Raw genomic sequence first — 15,074 nt, forward strand, 5'->3', positions numbered from 1 at the left:
CGCGTGTTAGTCGAACAGCGCCTGGTTCTCCCAGGCGTTGCCGGACGCCGGATCCGCCGGGTCCCATCCGCTGCCGCTGACGGCGGTCCAGGCGGGATCCCCGTACACGGCGCCCGGACCGCGTCCGTTCGGGACGGGTTCCGTACATCGTCGATGTCCCTTCGACCCTTGTGCGGGAACTACGGGGCTGGGCACCTCAGCCGTCGAGGCGTACGACCCGGACCGCGCCCGCCGGAACGGCGAGGTGGCCCACGGTGTGGTCGCCGGTGAGGAGTTCGGTGCCGGGGGCGTCGAGCGGCACCTTCGTGTCGCCCCCGGTGTGGTTGATCACGAAGAGGTACGTGCCGCTCTCGCCGGTGCGACGTACGGCCTCGACGTCGTGCGGGAGTCCGGTGCGCGGCGCGATCCGGGCGTCGTCGCAGGCCCGGTCGAGGACGGCGTCGAGGTGGGGTCCGGACAGCCGGGTGGAGATGTACCAGGCGGTGCCCCTGCCCAGGCGGTGGCGGGTGACTGCGGGGCGGTCCGCGAGAATGCCGTCGGCGTACGACCAGACGGTCTCGGCGCCGCGCGGGATCACCACGTCCGACCACAGGTCGCCGGTCAGCTCCGGGCCCTCGGTGGCGCCCTCGGGCGTGATCAGACGGACCGTCCCGCCCTCACTGAGCGGTGAGAACTCCTCGATCGTCAGGCCGAGTACGTCCCGCAGGGCGCCCGGGTACGGACCGGGGTGCACGGCGTCATGAGTGTCGACGATGCCGGAGAAGTACGAGACGACGAGCGTGCCGCCGTTCTCGACGTAGCTCCGGAGGTTCCGGCCGGTCTGCTCGGTGGCGAGGTAGAGGGCCGGGACGACGACCAGCGGGTACCCGGACAGGTCGGCGTCCGGGTGGGCGAAGTCGACGGTGAGATGGCGGTCGTACATCGAGGCGTAGAAGGTGTCGGCGCGCTCGCGGGCGTCGTGGTCCTCGCTCGGGCGCCACTCCAGGCTCTGCGCCCACCAGGACTGCCAGTCCCAGAGCATGGCCGCGTCCGCGACGGTCCGGGTGCCGCGGACGCCGCTCAGCAGGCCGAGGTCGGCGCCGAGCGTGGAGACCTCGCGCCACACCCGGGAGTCCGTACCGGCGTGCGGCACCATCGCCGAGTGGAACTTCTCCGCGCCGCTGCGGGACTGCCGCCACTGGAAGAACATGGCCCCGTCGGACCCGCGCGCGACATGCGCGAGGCTGTTGCGGGCCATCTCGCCCGGGCGCTTGGCAGGGTTGCGGGGCTGCCAGCTGACGCCGCTGGTGGAGTGCTCCAGGAGCAGCCAGGGTGCGCCCCCCGCGACGGAGCGGGTGAGGTCGGCGGCCATCGCAAGGTTGACATGGGTGCGGCGGCCGTCGGTGATCAGATAGTGGTCGTTGGTGACGAGGTCGGTCTCGCGGCCCCAGGCCCAGTAGTCGACGGAGTCGCACTGGCTGAGGGCGGTCATGAAGTTGGTGGTGACCGGGATACCGGGAGCGAGGCGGTGCAGGATGTCCCGTTCGCTGCAGAAGTTCTCGCGCATGGTGGCGTCGGCGAAGCGGGCGTAGTCCAGGCGCTGGGCCGGGTTGGCGACGGTCGGGGTGGCGCGGGGCGGGTCGATCTCGTCGAGGCTGCGGTAGCGCTGGCCCCAGAAGGCGGTGCCCCAGGCCGCGTTGACGGCGTCGACGCTGCCGTGGCGGGCGGCGAGCCAGCGGCGGAAGTGGGCGGCGCAGTTGTCGCAGTAGCAGGCGCTGACCGGAACGCCGTACTCGTTGTGGACGTGCCACATCGCGAGCGTCGGATGGTTTGCGTACCGGCGGGCGAGCTGTTCGGTGATGTTCGCCGCGGCCGACCGGTAGGCGGGGTTGCTGTGGCAGATCGCGCCGCGTGACCCGAAGGCGTACCGGACACCCTCCCGGCTGACCGGGAGGACCTCGGGGTGGGCGCGGTAGAACCAGGCGGGCGGGGCGACGGTGGGGGTACCGAGGTCGACCCGGATGCCGGCCCCGTGCAGCAGATCGAGGACCCGGTCGAGCCAGCCGAAGTCGTAGCAGCCGGGCTCGGGTTCGAGGAGCGCCCAGGAGAAGATCCCGACGCTGACCATGGTCACGCCGGCCTCCCGCATCAGGGCCACGTCCTCGTGCCAGACCTCTTCCGGCCACTGCTCGGGGTTGTAGTCGCCGCCGAAGGCGAGCCTGCGCAGACCGTGCGGGGCAGGCTCGGGCGCGGTGTGCGGCATGGGTGTCTCCTGGGCTCTTTGGTACAACTTCTGGGAACGTGCACACACACTCTCAGTGGCGCGGAGCCAACATAACCGCACAGCATCAACCATTGACAAGTGTCGGATTCGTTTCTCTACTGTGAACGCTCACAGCGCAGTTCGGCGCTGCACCCTCGCTTCTCGTCAGGGGAGAAACCCATGAAGTACCGCATCGTCGCGGTGTCCACGGCCGCTGCACTCGCCGCCACCGGCCTGCTCTCGGGCTGCGGCTCGTCGGACGACGACGGCGGGGACGGCCCGGCCGCATCCGGCCCCGTCTCGCTCACCTACTGGGCCTGGGCGCCCGGCCTGGACAAGGTCGCGGACATCTGGAACGCGGGCGAGGGCAAGAAGTCCGGCATCAAGGTCACGGTGAAGAAGCAGGCGTCGGGCGACGACCTGGTCACCAAGATCATCACGGCGGCCAAGGCCCACAAGGCCCCCGACCTGGTGCAGGCGGAGTACCAGGCGCTCCCCACCCTGGTCTCCAACGATGTGCTCGCCGACATATCCAAGGAGGCGGGCGACGCGAAGGGCAAGTTCGCCGATGGCGTCTGGCAGCAGACGACCCTCGGATCGGATGCCCTGTACGCCGTGCCGCAGGACTCCGGCCCGCTGATGTTCTACTACCGCCAGGACCTGTTCAAGCAGTACGGCCTGTCCGTCCCCACCACCTGGGACGAGTTCGCAGAGACGGCCCGCGCGCTGAAGAAGAAGGCGCCGGACAAGGACCTCACCACGTTCTCCTCGAACGACTCCGGCCTCTTCGCGGGCCTCGCCCAGCAGGCCGGGGCGAAGTGGTGGACCACCGGCGGCGACAAGTGGAAGGTCGCCATCGACGACGCCGCCACACAGAAGGTCGCAGACTTCTGGGGCGGTCTGGTCAAGGAGGGCGCCGTCGACAACCAGCCGATGTACACCCCGGCCTGGAACAAGGCGCTCAACACCGGCAAGCAGATCGCCTGGGTCAGCGCGGTCTGGGCGCCCGGCACCCTCACCACGGCGGCGCCCGACACCAAGGGCAAGTGGGCCATGGCCCCGCTCCCCCAGTGGACGGCCGGCCAGAACGTCACCGGCAGCTGGGGCGGTTCCTCCACCGCCGTCACCAATGACTCCAAGAACAAGGCCGCCGCCGCGGCCTTCGCGAAGTGGCTGAACACGGACTCCGAGGCGCTGGCCGCGCTGGTCAAGGAGAGCGGCATCTACCCCGCCGCCACGGCCGCCCAGACCGGCGGCGCGCTCGCCCAGGCCCCGGACTACTTCTCCAACCAGCCCGACTTCTACACCAAGGCCGCCGAGATCGCGCGGGGCACCGCCCCCGCCGCCTGGGGCCCGAACGTGAACGTCGCGTACACCGCCTTCAAGGACAACTTCGCCGAGGCCGCCAAGAGCAAGGCGGACTTCGGGACCGCCCTGACCGCGATGCAGGACGCCACCGTCGCCGACCTCAAGAAGCAGGGCTTCGGGGTCTCCGAGTGACACGCGCACGCCGCAGGAGTGCGTACGGGGTCAGGAGCGCCCCGTACGCCTTCCTGGCCCCCGCCACCGTGCTCTTCCTGCTCTTCTTCGCCCTTCCCATCGGGTACGCGCTCTACCTCAGCTTCCGCAGGACCGAGGTCAAGGGGCTCGGCCTGGGCAAGGGCGCCCGCGAGGAGATCTGGGCCGACTTCGCCAACTACACGTCCGCGCTCTCCGACTCGGAGCTGCTGCACGGCGCCCTGCGCATCCTCGGGTACGGCGCGATCGTCGTCCCCGTCATGCTCGGCCTCGCCCTGCTGTTCGCGCTGCTCCTCGACACCGACCGGCTCCGGCTGCGGAGCTTCTCCCGGCTCGCGATCTTCCTGCCGTACGCGATCCCGGGCGTCGTCGCCGCGCTGATGTGGGGTTTCCTCTATCTCCCTGACGTCAGCCCGTTCTCCTACCTGCTCGACAAGGCCGGTCTGCCGCAGCCCGATCTGCTCGACGGCGGGCCGCTGTATCTAGCCCTCGCCAACATCGCGGTCTGGGGCGGCACCGGCTTCAACATGATCGTGATCTACACCTCGCTGCGGGCGATCCCGGCCGAGGTGTTCGAGGCGGCCCGGCTCGACGGCTGCTCGCAGCTGCAGATCGCGCTCCGGATCAAGATCCCGATGGTGGCTCCGTCACTGGTCCTGACGTTCTTCTTCTCGATCATCGCGACGCTCCAGGTGTTCAGCGAGCCGACGACGCTGAAGCCGCTCACCAATTCGCTGTCCACCACCTGGAGTCCGCTGATGAAGGTCTACCAGGACGCCTTCGTCAACAACGACATCTACGCGGCGGCCGCTCAGGCGGTCATCATCGCCGTCGCCACCCTCGCCCTGTCCTTCGGCTTTCTCAAGGCAGCCAACTCCCGTACCAGGCAGGGAGATTCCCGATGAGCACGCCGCGCCTCCCGTCCACCCCGGCCGGTCCGCGCCGATTCGCGCTCGTGCCGACCGCCGCGCTGCTGCTCGGCGCGCTCTACTGTCTGCTGCCGGTCGCCTGGGTGCTGGTCGCCTCGACCAAGTCCGGCCGCGAGCTGTTCTCCACCTTCACCTTCCTGCCGGGCACCGGCTTCACCCAGAACGTCGCCGATCTGTCGGCGTACCGCGACGGCGTGTACTGGAAGTGGATGGCCAACTCGGCGTTCTACGCCGGAGCCGGCGCCCTGTTGTCCACGGCCGTCTCCGCGGTATCGGGGTACGCCCTGGCCGTCTACCGGTTCCGCGGGCAGGAGAGCATCTTCAACATCCTGCTGGCCGGGGTGCTGATGCCGCCGGTGATCCTCGCCGTGCCGCAGTATCTCCTGCTCGCGAAGGCCGACCTGACGGACTCGTACCTCTCGGTCCTGCTGCCGGTGATCCTCTCCCCGTACGGGGTCTATCTCGCACGGATCTACGCGACGGCCGCCGTACCGGGCGATGTCATCGAGGCCGGGCGGATGGACGGCGGCAGTGAGTGGCGGATCTTCCGCACCGTCGCGCTGCCGATGATGCTGCCGGGTCTGGTGACCGTCTTCCTGTTCCAGTTCGTCGCGATCTGGAACAACTTCCTGCTCCCGTACATCATGCTCGGCGACGACGAGAAGTTCCCGGTCACCCTGGGTCTCTACACCCTGCTCCAGCAGGGCTCCAACACCCCGGCCCTCTATACCCTGGTGATCACGGGGGCGCTGCTGGCGATCGTCCCGCTGATCGCGCTGTTCCTGGTCATCCAGCGCTTCTGGAGCCTCGACCTGCTCTCCGGCGCCGTAAAGTCCTGACCGGGCCCCGCCAGGGCTTCCCTTGATGAAAGATCACGCACCATGAGCCGCACAGAACAGCCCGGACAGCCCGGACCGTCCGGCACGGGACGCCGCAGGCCGCCGACCATTCACGACGTGGCACGGGAGGCCGGGGTCTCCCGAGGCACCGTCTCCCGGGTGCTCAACGGCGGCCACAATGTCAGCGCAGCCGCCCTCGACGCAGTCAACTCCGCGATCCGCAAGACCGGTTACACGGTGAACCGGCACGCCAGGTCGCTGATCACCGGCCGCTCGGACTCGGTGGCGTTCCTCCTCACCGAGCCGCAGGAGCGGTTCTTCGAGGACCCCAACTTCAATGTGCTGCTGCGGGGCTGCACCACCGCACTCGCCGCGCACGACATCCCGCTGCTGCTGATGATCGCGGGGACGGAGGCCGAGCGCCGCCGGAACATGCGGTACATCGCCGGTCATGTGGACGGGGTCCTGCTGGTCTCCAGCCACTCCGGCGACCCGGTCGCCGCCCAGCTGCACGAGGCCGGTGTCCCGCTCGTCGCCTGCGGCAAGCCGCTCGGGCAGGGCTCGAAGGTCAGCTATGTGGCGGCCGACGACCGGGACGGCGCCCGGGACATGGTGCGTTACCTGTACGAGTCGGGGCGTCGCCGGATCGGCACGGTCAGCGGCCCGCTGGACACCCCGGGCGGCGTCGAGCGGCTGGCGGGCTACCGCGAGATGCTCGCCGACTGCGGGCTGCCGGCCGACGACGCGCTGATCGTCCCGGGCGACTACAGCCGGGCCGGCGGCGAGGCGGCGGCCGCACTGCTGCTGGAGCGGGTCCCCGACCTCGACGCGGTGTTCGTCGCCTCCGACCTGATGGCGCAGGGCGTGCTCGCCGCGCTGGAGAAGGCTGGGCGGCGGGTGCCGGAGGATGTCGCGGTCGGTGGCTTCGACGACTCGCCCGCGGCGCTTGCGTCCCGGCCGGAGCTGACCACGATCCGGCAGCCGTGGGACCGGATCAGCGCCGAGATGGTACGGGTGCTGCTGGCCCAGATCGGCGGGGAGGACCCGGCTGCGGTGATCCTCCCCACCGAACTGGTGCGCCGTGATTCGGCGTGACCGCCGCGGCTACACCGTGTCCAGTGCCGGGTAGTCGACGTAGCCCTTCGCGTCCCCGCCGAAGAAGGTGGACGGGTCCGGGGTGTTGAACGGGCCGCCGTCCTTCAGCCGGGCAGGGAGGTCCGGGTTGGCGATGAACAGCGCACCGTACGAGATGATGTCGGCGATCCCGTCGTCGATCACCGAGTGGTGGTCCGGTCCGGTCGGCCCGTCCGTCAGCACATTGATGACGAAGGTGCCGGAGAACTGCTTGCGCAGCGCGAGGGTCAGCTCGCGGATCTCCACCGCCTCCAGGACGTGCAGATAGGCGAGGCCGAGCGGCTCGATCTCCTGCACCAGCGCGGTGTAGACGGCGTCCGGCGCGGGCTCGTCGATGTCGTTGTACGCATTTCCGGGCGAGATGCGCAGCCCGGTGCGCTCCGCGCCGATCTCGGCGGCGACGGCCTTGACCACCTCGACGGCGAACCGGATGCGGGCCTCGTCGGAGCCGCCCCACTCGTCGGTGCGCAGATTGGTGTTGGGCGCCAGGAACTGGTGGATGAGGTAGCCGTTGGCGCCGTGCAGCTCGACCCCGTCGAAGCCCGCATCCACGGCGTTGCGGGCGGCGGAGGCGAAGTCGGCCACGGTCTGCCGGATCTCGGCGTCGGTCAGCTCACGCGGCTCGATGAAGTCCTTCGGTCCCACGTGGGTGTAGACCTGGCCGGCGGCCTTGACCGGGGAGGCGCTGACCGGGGTCAGCCCGTCCGGCAGCAGAACCGGGTGGCCGATGCGGCCCACGTGCATGAGCTGGGCGAAGATCCGGCCGCCCGCGGCGTGCACCGCGTCGGTGACCCTGCGCCAGGACGCGACCTGCTCCGCGCTGTGCAGCCCCGGGGTGAAGGGGTAGCCCTGGCCGACGGCGGACGGCTGGATGCCCTCGGTGATGATGAGCCCGGCCGAGGCGCGCTGGGCGTAGTACTCGACGGTGAGGTCGGTGGCGGTACCGCCGTCACCGGCACGGCTGCGGGTCATCGGGGCCATGGCGATGCGGTTGGCAAGCTGGGTACCGGAGAGGTCGATCGGGTCGAATGCGGTGGTCATGAAGCCCCCAGGGCAAATTACATGGTCGGCCAAGTATTTCGGTCTGCGCCACTGTAACCGATTCATTGGCCGACCAAGGTAAAGTTCGCAGAAAGTGCCGGAACCGGCCCCGGACCGGAGCACCGCCCCGAGGAGTCCTCATGAAGGCCGAACCCACCGACCCCGCCTGTACCGAGCTGCCGAGCGCCGCCCGCGGCGGCCCGGTCAGCCATGCCGTCTCACGGGTCGCCCGGCTGCACCGGATCGCCGCCGGCAAGGTGCTCAGGTGCGCCGGGCTCTACCCCGGCCAGGAGTTCGTGATGATGTACCTGTGGGACGCGGGCGCGGTGCGCCAGTCGGAGCTGATCAAGGCGGTCGACCTCGATCCCTCGACCGTCACCAAGATGCTCCAGCGGCTCGACCAGGCCGGCCATGTCCGCCGCCGCCCCGACCCGGACGACCGGCGGGCCGTCCTGGTCGAGGCCAGCACGGACAGTTGCGCGCTGCACTCGGATGTCGAGCGGGCCTGGACGGATCTGGAGGAGCACACGCTCGCCGGCCTGGACGCGACGGAGCGCGCCGAGCTGGCCCGGCTGCTGGCCAAGGTCGAGGAGAACCTCTCCCGGGAGACCGGGAACTGTCCGGAAAGCCGCTGACCGGTCAGCCCGCGAGGGCCTCCAGCGCATGGTCCACGTCGGCCTGCGTGTTGTAGAGGTGGAAGGCCGCCCGCAGATTCCCGGCCCGGGCCGAGACCGCGATGCCGGCCCGGGCCAGCGCGGGCTCCCTGCTGCCGAGCCCCGGCACGGCGACCACCGCGGACCGGCCGGGCACCGGCTCGTGGCCGATCCCGGCCAGGGCGGTACGGAACCGGGCGGCGAGCGCGGTGTTGTGGGCGTACACGGTGCCGATGCCGATCTCGGCCAGCAGCGCCAGGGAGCGCTCGGCGCCGTGGTACGCGAGGAAGGCGGGCGCCTCGTCGAAGCGGCGCGCGGTGGCGGCGAGCCGGCCGATGGGCCCGTAGGTGCTGTTCCAGCGGTCCTCACCGGCCACCCAGCTCGCGTACAACGGCGACAGGGTCTCCTGCGCCTCCTCGGTGACGGTGAGGAACGACGTACCGCGCGGGCAGAGCAGGAACTTGAAGCCGCCCGTGACCGTGTAGTCGTACGCTCCGGCGTCCAGCGGCAGCCAGCCCGCGGACTGGGTGGCGTCGAGGAGGACCCGGGCGCCGTGCGCGGCGGCCGCCGCGCGGACCGCGTCGAGGTCGGCGATCCGGCCGTCGGCGGACTGTACGGACGAGAGGGCGACCAGCGCGGTCGTGGGCCGCACCGCCTCGGCCATGCCGTCCAGCGGGGCGTACCGCATCCGCAGATCCCCACGGACCGAGAGGGGGCCGACGACCGAGCTGAACTCTCCCTCGGGTACCAGCACTTCGGCGCCCGGCTGCAGCGAGGCTGCGATCAGACCGACATGGACGGCGACCGAGCTGCCGGTGGCGACCCGGTCGGGACCGACACCGACGAGCCCGGCGAACCGGGTCCGCGCGGCGTCCACGGCGTCGAAACTGCCCGCGCCCGCACCGGTGCCCGAGGCGTTCTCATCGGCGAGCGTCTTCACCGCCTCGACGGTGCGGCGGGGCAGCAGCCCGCAACTGGAGGTGTTGAGATACGTGCTCTTGGGCGCAAACTCGGCGCCTACCGCCTGGGTGAGCGAGGAGATCTCCATACGCCCACCCTGGAGCCCCCTCAACCCGTCGTCAATCACGCAGGATTGAGGGGGATCCCCAAGCAGTGCTTATGTCTGCAGCTGGGCGGGGCAGCGCGGGTCAGCCCTGACCGCCGGAGTGCGGAACCTCGCAGGCCCCGTCGGCGTCGCAGGCCGCACCGTCCGAGCCGATGGCGGTCAGCGGACGGTCCTTCCACGCCTGCTCCAGCGCCTGCGCGAAGACCTCGGCGGGCTGGCCGCCGGAGATCCCGTACCGCCGGTCGAGGACGAAGAACGGCACGGCGTTGGCGCCCAGCTCGGACGCCTCCTGCTCGTCGGCCCGCACCTCGGCCGCGTACGCCTCCGGGTCGGCGAGCACGGCGCGCGCCTCGTCCGCGTCGAGACCGGCCTCGACGGCGAGCTCGACCAGCACGCTGTCGTCGAAGACGGACCGCTCCTCGGCGAAGTTCGCCCGGTAGGCGAGCGTCAGCAGCTCGTCCTGGCGGCCGCGGGCCTTGGCGAGGTGGAGCAGCCGATGAATGTCGAAGGTGTTGCCGTGGTCGCGCCCCTCGGTCCGGTAACCGAGCCCTTCGGCCTGCGCGTTGGCCGCGACGTTGGCTTCCATGGACCGGGCTTCCTCACGCGTCCGCCCGTACTTCTGCGCCAGCATGTCGATCACCTGCGCGGTGTCGCCCTTGGCGCGTCCCGGGTCGAGCTCGAAGGAACGGTGCACGACCTCGACCTCGTCGCGATGGGCGAACCCCGCCAGGCCCTTCTCGAAACGGGCCTTGCCGATGTAGCACCAGGGGCAGGCGATGTCGCTCCAGATCTCGACGCGCATGACTCTTCTTCTCTCCAGGCTGTTGTGCAGACGGATCGTGCGGCTGCCCGGGCACGGTTGCACAGGGCAGCGCGGAGGCACCCTCCGCTCGTCTGATCAACACACGGCCGGACCCTGCCATTCCCCGACCGGGACGAAGAGCCGTCGGCTGCTAGTCCTCCAGCTCGATGATCGGGCGGTCGCTGACGAGGGCCACGATGATCATCGGGGCGTCGCCGTCGCACTGGTTGAGCGAGGCCGCGGCCCACACGTCCGCGGCGCCGGGACCGGCGGCCACCGGCCCCCACACCGACAGATCGCCGAGGCAGTCCTTGTCACAGAGAGTCTGGAACAGCGGTGGCATGGGCTCGTCCGCAATGTTCCGGAAGATCGGCACCCGCATGCCCACCTTCCGGTGAACACCCCACCGACGGTCCAATTCCGCCACGAGGTCGTCCAGATGCCCGCGGGCGGCTTCCTCCGCCTCATTCCACTCGGGCGCGTACACGCCGACGAGGCTGTCGCTCTCCCAGAGCGGAAGGATCCGGAAGCCCTCGCCCGAGGTCGCGACCCACTCCCCCGTGACCGGGTCGCCCTCGCTGTCCGTCGGACCGGCCGCCGGTACAGGCCCGGCGAGCAGCGCCTCGACGTCGCGGACCGCGCGGCCGAGCTCGAACGTCTCCCCGCTCCGGGCAGTCACAGGGTGGCCCGGTCCATCGGGCGCGGCAGCGGCTCCAGCGCGCCGGCGTCCCGCAGCTGCACATAGGCCCGGACCACGGCCCCGGCGTCACCGGGCTGCGCGATGTCGAGGAGGACCCCTCCGCCGGCGAGCTCCTTGCGGGCGGCGGTGAGGCCGTCCGGCAGCAGGGCCGCGCGTCCCGGGGAGAGATAGCCGACCCAGCCGACGCCGGGCTCTCCGACGCCGAACCCGTTGTCCTCCAAGGCGTCGAGCACATCGTCGTCGGTCACATCCCCGAAGTCCGGCCCCCACACCTCGGCGACCACCGTGAGGAGCTCGGCGTCGGGGACATCCGCGCCTTCCGGCGACTTGATGCCGATCACCATCGAGTTGAACAGGAACTCCGAGGAGCCACCCGCCAGGCCTCTGGCCTCGATCTCCCAGCCCCGCCCGTCCCTGGTGACGAGATACAGGCCGGCGCCGTCCGAGGCGTACCTGGCCTCCTCCTGCTGCACCTTCAGAGCAGCGAGCAGGGACGCCTCGTCCGCGCCGAGTTCAGTGGCGGGCCCGGACTTGCGGACCTGGTTCCACATCCCGCCCGCCCCGGAGACCGGCAGAAGTCCGGCGAGCCGGTCCAGCATCAGCTGCCAGCGTCCGGCCACCGCCTCGACCGACTCCTCCCGGGGACCCCAGAAGCCCCGCACCACATGCCGCATGTCCTGTCTCCGTCTTCTGTCGTTCGCCGGTACGGCCAGAGTCACCGCCCGAGCCAGGCTAGTGCCTGTCGTGCGGGGCATCAGTCGAACGCCTCGGGCTTCCTGGTGCTGTTGCTCGGGTGCTGCTTGGTGGGGACGACCGTGATCGGCAGGCCCTCCTCCCGGAACGCCTTGCCGGCGGCCTCGGCCACGTCCGGGTCGGAGAAGTGCCATTCGACGGCTTTGCCGCCGGCCGCCTCGACCTGAGCCCGGGCCTCGGTGACGAACTCGTTCTTGCCGGACGCGGTGAGGCTGCCCTTCTCGGTCTGCGAGAGGTACCCCTTGTAGCCGTTCTTCGCCTCCAGGAACGTCTGCCTGCTGGAGTCCCAGCCGTCGTACTCCACCGCCGGCTTGCCCTCCTTGGGGTGCGGCACGACGTACTCCCGGCCGCGCACGGTGCCGGTGACCTGCTCCTGGTAGCGGAGCCACGACTCATTTTTCCAGTTGGGCGGGGGGTTGCGGTCGCGGCTGGCCCAGTAGCCGGCGCCGTTGTCGGCAGAACCGTAGTCCGGCTTCTTGAGGTCCGCGGCCCAGTCCGGCGAGTTGTAGTTGCGCGGGTCGGACGTGTCGTTGCGCCTGGGCTCGGGCCACTGCTTCTTGGCCAGCTCCGCCTTGGCCGCGCGGTCGGGCTCCTCGGCCCGCTTCTGCTCCAGGTGGGCGGCCCGCTCCTGCTCCCGGGCCTCCTTCGCCTTGGCCTCGGCGTCCTTGTCGCAGCCGTCGTCGGCGAGGATCACACGGCCCGGCGGTCCCGCGGCGAGCACGACCGTCCCGGACCCTGTGGTCCCGCCCGTGCCGCCGTAGCGCACCCTGGGGCCGAAGGCGATGCTGCAACCGGTCCTGCGTGCCGCGTCCTCGGCTTCGTCCGCCGCCTCGTCGGCCTCCTTGGCCGCCTTGCGGACCCCGTCGAGGTCTCCGGCCTCGGCCGCCTTGCGGGCCCTGCGCGCGGCGTTGCCCGCGTTCTCGGCGGCCTCGGCCACCTTCTCGGCGAACTTGCCCAGCTTGCCGAGTTTGCTGGCCTTGCCGACGACCTTCGCGACGTCGTAGCCGGGAATGAAGAGCGATCCGACGTTCCAGACGACGTCGGTGACGGCCCGCGTCTTCTCGCCGTTGTTCCAGCGGTCCCGTACCTCGTCACCGACGAACATGTCGTCGCCGACCTTCACCACGGTGTTGACCGAGGCCTTGCCCCAGTCGCCGAGCGCACCGAAGTAGTCGCCCTTGTCCCACTTGCTCCCGGCGTCCTTGGAGTCCTGTGTCCACGTGCTGCCCAGCTGCTTGCCGTAATCGGCCAGGCCGGACCAGGTCTCGGGCTTGAACAGATCGATGATGCCGGTGACATCACCCCAGACACCGTCGACGGCGAGGCCCTTGACGACCTGGGTGGTGCGGTCCCACGCGCAGCCGAAGAAGCCCCAGCCGCCGCAGTCCTCCTCCTTGTCCCCGTCGTTCCCGGAGTCGCCGGAGTCGTCGGAGTCCGCGTCCGAGACGGGGGTGTCGTACGTGGCCTCGGGTTCGGTGCTGGTCTCGGGGTAGGTGTCGGTGCCCGGGCCATCGGGTCCGCCGGTGCCGCCCCCGGTGCCGCCGGTCGCGGTACCACCGTCGGCCCCGCCGCTCGCGGTCCCGCCGGTGCCGTTGGCTCCTCCGTCGGCCGTACCTCCATCGGCCGTACCGCCGTCGGCCGTACCGCCATCGGCGCCGCCCGCTGCGGTGCCGCCGTTCGCACCGCCCGCTCCGGTCGATCCCGCGTCCGAACCACCGGCGACCGCACTGCCGCCGTCTGCGCCGCCCGAGTCCGAACCTCCCGCGTCCGAACCGCCGGCGACCGCGCTGCCGCCCGCGGCCGAACCGCCCTTGTTGCCGCCGGCCCCGACCGTGTCGCTGCCGGCCGCCGGGCACGAGGTGCCGGTGAGGGAGCAGATCGCGGCCTGCAGGCGGTCGGTGATCTGTCCCCCGACGCCGCTCAGCACGAGCGCCCCGATGATCGCCACGACGATCAGGACGAGGCCCAGGTACTCCAGGGCCGTCTGCCCCCGGTCCCGCCGCCAGGTGATCATGTGGGCGAACGAGAAACCGGGCTTGTCCGCCCGGTCCCGCGCCGCGAGCCGGAACCAGTCGCGGCTCTCCCTGCGGGTCAGGAACACCAGGATCAGCGTGGGCACGAACAGCTGGGTGAAGCCGTGCACCGACCCGTTGGCGATGTTGCCGAGGCCGCCGAGGATCAGCCACACCTGTACGGCGATCAGGCCGCCCCATACGCCTCTGCCACCGGTCCGGACGCGTCGCGACAGCAGCCAGCCCACGACTCCGGGCAGCGCCGCGTACAGCGCGAGGCCGATGACCACGCCGCCCATCGCGTCGACGGCGAGCGCGGAGCCGAACAGGCCGAGACCGCCCAGCAGCGTTGCGCCGAACAGGACATGGAGCAGGATCCGCGCCGCGCCGAGTGCGCGTGGCAGCTCCCGTCGCCCCTCGCCCGGCGCCGGGGCGTCACCTCCGTACGCGGGTATGCCACCGATCGCCGACATGCCTTGTTTCCCCCAACCAGACCTGCCCACAAGCAGAGTGATGACCACTCAGGCTAGGGGGCACCGCGGCCGGGCGTCTTGGGCCCCAGGGCCCAACTCCGGTCCCAAGGAGCCGTGGTAAGGGGCCGGCCAGGACTGTCGCCGTCAGCTCACCATGAGGCGCAGGACCAGATGGGCGCCGGTGCGCGGGTGGCCGGGATCGGGGGCCCAGCCCCGGTCGGCGTAGAAGGACTGGGCGCGGGTGTTGTGCACGAAGACCTCCAGCCGGGCGCTGTCCACTCCGGCCTGCCGCCACGCGTCGACGCAGGCGCTGTGGAGTTCGGTGCCGATTCCCCTACGCCAGTGGGACGGGGAGACATGGAGCTGCGTGAGGTGCATGACGCCGTCGCGTACGGCGTAGGCCGCGATGCCGGCGAGGGCCCCGTCCCGTTCGGCGCAGAACACAGTGGTATCCGGGCGGTCTATCGCCCGGGACCAGCCGCCGCGGCTGCGGCCCACCTCGGCGGCGCCCGCGTACTCCTCCTCCGGGATGTGACCCCGGTAGTAGGTGGAGCGGGCCTCGGTGTGCAGTTGGACGATGGCGTCGAGATCGGCGGGCGTGGCGGTTCTGATCATGAGGTGAGGGACGCGACGCGTCGGCCCGTGGTTGCGACGCCGGTCCGCCACGGCCAAGGCGGCCCCGGTCGTGAGCGGATCGTGCACGGCCCGGCTGCCGGACCGGGCGCGGCCGCACGAGCGCTCTGGATCTTTCCGGCCCCGCTCCCCGGTCACCGGGGCGACGACGGACGAGGCTGGCTCGGCTGTGCAGGAGGATCCGGCCTGTTCCGCGTGGGTGGTGCTCATGCGGCCCCCCACCCTCCGGCCGGTGCCGGAGGGTGGGGGGCCGCCATGCGGTTCCGCCGGGTGTCCGCG

Annotated in this window: 13 protein-coding genes; 5 read left to right on the forward strand and 8 right to left on the reverse strand. The window is 71.0% G+C overall.

Annotation, left to right across the window (positions count from 1 at the left end; genetic code table 11):
• Positions 1-196 precede the first annotated feature (196 nt).
• Positions 197-2,242, reverse strand: coding sequence for a beta-galactosidase (locus ABZV38_RS04465; RefSeq protein ID WP_356324435.1), 2,046 nt, complete (start codon positions 2,240-2,242; stop codon positions 197-199).
• A 180-nt stretch (positions 2,243-2,422) separates the two neighbouring features.
• On the opposite strand from ABZV38_RS04465, the gene ABZV38_RS04470 reads away from it, so the two are divergent.
• Genes ABZV38_RS04470 through ABZV38_RS04485 form a run of 4 tightly spaced genes read left to right on the forward strand, consistent with a single transcriptional unit; the run spans position 2,423 to position 6,623 of the window.
• The gene (locus ABZV38_RS04470; protein WP_356324437.1) at positions 2,423-3,742 is read left to right on the forward strand and encodes an extracellular solute-binding protein; all 1,320 of its coding nucleotides are present in this window, start codon (positions 2,423-2,425) and stop codon (positions 3,740-3,742) included.
• Positions 3,739-4,665 carry a sugar ABC transporter permease gene (locus ABZV38_RS04475; RefSeq protein ID WP_356324439.1) on the forward strand — a complete coding sequence of 309 codons (927 nt, stop codon included), beginning with the start codon at positions 3,739-3,741 and terminating at the stop codon, positions 4,663-4,665. Before ABZV38_RS04470 ends, ABZV38_RS04475 begins: the two co-directional genes overlap by 4 nt.
• Entirely contained in the window at positions 4,662-5,528 is an 867-nt protein-coding gene (locus ABZV38_RS04480; RefSeq protein WP_356324441.1) for a carbohydrate ABC transporter permease, read from the forward strand. Before ABZV38_RS04475 ends, ABZV38_RS04480 begins: the two co-directional genes overlap by 4 nt.
• A 42-nt stretch (positions 5,529-5,570) precedes the next feature.
• On the forward strand, positions 5,571-6,623 hold the full coding sequence (locus ABZV38_RS04485; protein WP_356324443.1) for a LacI family DNA-binding transcriptional regulator: 1,053 nt from the start codon (positions 5,571-5,573) through the stop codon (positions 6,621-6,623).
• A gap of 9 nt (positions 6,624-6,632) precedes the next feature.
• Here the strand turns inward: ABZV38_RS04485 and ABZV38_RS04490 are convergent, their stop codons facing one another.
• A complete protein-coding gene (locus ABZV38_RS04490; protein ID WP_356324445.1) occupies positions 6,633-7,703 on the reverse strand; it encodes an alkene reductase in 1,071 nt (356 codons plus the stop codon).
• 140 nt (positions 7,704-7,843) lie between these two features.
• On the opposite strand from ABZV38_RS04490, the gene ABZV38_RS04495 reads away from it, so the two are divergent.
• The gene (locus ABZV38_RS04495; protein ID WP_356324446.1) at positions 7,844-8,338 is read left to right on the forward strand and encodes a MarR family winged helix-turn-helix transcriptional regulator; all 495 of its coding nucleotides are present in this window, start codon (positions 7,844-7,846) and stop codon (positions 8,336-8,338) included.
• Between the two features lie 4 nt (positions 8,339-8,342).
• Here the strand turns inward: ABZV38_RS04495 and ABZV38_RS04500 are convergent, their stop codons facing one another.
• From ABZV38_RS04500 to ABZV38_RS04525, 6 genes are all read right to left on the reverse strand, one after another.
• Complete coding sequence (locus ABZV38_RS04500) at positions 8,343-9,404, reverse strand: aminotransferase class V-fold PLP-dependent enzyme (protein ID WP_356324448.1); 1,062 nt, start codon at positions 9,402-9,404, stop codon at positions 8,343-8,345.
• Between the two features lie 100 nt (positions 9,405-9,504).
• Positions 9,505-10,224 (reverse strand): DsbA family oxidoreductase, encoded by a 720-nt coding sequence (locus tag ABZV38_RS04505; RefSeq protein WP_356324450.1) that lies wholly within the window; start codon positions 10,222-10,224, stop codon positions 9,505-9,507.
• Between the two features lie 151 nt (positions 10,225-10,375).
• Complete coding sequence (locus ABZV38_RS04510) at positions 10,376-10,903, reverse strand: hypothetical protein (protein WP_356324452.1); 528 nt, start codon at positions 10,901-10,903, stop codon at positions 10,376-10,378.
• Positions 10,900-11,598 (reverse strand): Imm52 family immunity protein, encoded by a 699-nt coding sequence (locus ABZV38_RS04515; RefSeq protein ID WP_356324454.1) that lies wholly within the window; start codon positions 11,596-11,598, stop codon positions 10,900-10,902. Before ABZV38_RS04515 ends, ABZV38_RS04510 begins: the two co-directional genes overlap by 4 nt.
• Before the next feature lie 80 nt (positions 11,599-11,678).
• Positions 11,679-14,162: a Tox-REase-5 domain-containing protein gene (locus tag ABZV38_RS04520; protein ID WP_356324456.1), complete on the reverse strand. Its 2,484-nt coding sequence runs from the start codon at positions 14,160-14,162 to the stop codon at positions 11,679-11,681.
• Positions 14,163-14,306: 144 nt separating this feature from the next.
• Positions 14,307-15,005: a GNAT family N-acetyltransferase gene (locus ABZV38_RS04525; protein ID WP_356324458.1), complete on the reverse strand. Its 699-nt coding sequence runs from the start codon at positions 15,003-15,005 to the stop codon at positions 14,307-14,309.
• Positions 15,006-15,074: the final 69 nt, after the last annotated feature.

Source organism: Streptomyces sp. NPDC005181, assembly GCF_040608395.1.
Lineage (GTDB): Bacteria > Actinomycetota > Actinomycetes > Streptomycetales > Streptomycetaceae > Streptomyces.